At 45.1% G+C, this 1,041-nt stretch carries 1 pseudogene; it reads right to left on the reverse strand.

The features are described from left to right. Positions 1–30: 30 nt before the first annotated feature. Positions 31–930 (reverse strand): annotated as a pseudogene (locus tag SBI19_RS29350) (IS3 family transposase); the annotation flags it as partial. Between the last annotated feature and the right edge of the window lie 111 nt (positions 931–1,041).

Below are 1,041 nucleotides of genomic sequence, written 5' to 3' on the forward strand. Positions count from 1 at the left end.
TGGATCCCTGTCAAGAAAGTAGACACAAATTTAGCTGACCTGTAGTTGCTCGTAGTATCTCTTTTCACACAAATGTGGAGTTAGATACCCAATAGAAGAATGAATGCGAATGCGGTTGTACTCCAGCTCAATGTACTCGTAGATCGCGTCGTATGCCTGTTTGCGGGTTTTAAATTTTGTTTGGTACACGAGTTCTTTCTTAATTACGCTGTGAAAAGACTCAATACATGCGTTGTCGTAACAATTTCCTTTGCGGCTCATGCTGCCAATCATCTCGTGTCCGACCAGTCGATCGCGGTACTCTGTTGAAGCATACTGCGAGCCTCGGTCAGAGTGGTGTATCAGTCCTGGTGGTGGTTTCTGACGTGCACATGCTTTGTCGAAAGCCTCCAGTACCAGCTCTTTCGTCATTCGATCACCAAGCGACCAACCGACGATTTTACGCGAGTATAGGTCCATTACACTTGCAAGATACACCCAGCCTTGAGAGGTCCCGATGTACGTAATGTCTGTGACCCACACTTTGTTCGGTGCCAACACATTAAAGTTACGATTCAGCACGTTATCATAAACCGGTTGATTATGTTTCGAGTTAGTTGTTGCTTTGTATTTCTTCACGGTACAAGAGCGTAGGCCCATTTCTTTCATCAAGCAGGCTACAGTCTTTGTCGCAATAGTGTCTTTCTCCTCGCGTAATTTGGCTGCGATTTTATCGCTGCCGTATCGTTTCTTGAAGGCATAGAAGTGATGTTTAATGCGCTTCATTCGCTTCATACGAAGCTTTTCCTGACCACTTGGTTTACGCTTCACCCATTTGTAATAACCGCTTCGGGAAACTCCCATTACTTTGCACATCTTCTCAACACGAAACTGGAAGCGGTGTTTACGAATAAATGCGTAAATCAGTCTCGGTTTTTGGTGAAGAAGTGCATCGCCTTTTTTAGGATCTCGTTTTCCTCTTGCAGCTCACGGTTCATTTCTTCCAGCTTCTTGAGCCGCTCGTAGTCAACGAACAATTGTGATTTTTCGCCGGTGTTCGCA

Origin of the sequence: Paenibacillus sp. CCS19 (genome assembly GCF_033239625.1) — a bacterium.
GTDB lineage: Bacteria > Bacillota > Bacilli > Paenibacillales > Paenibacillaceae > Paenibacillus_T.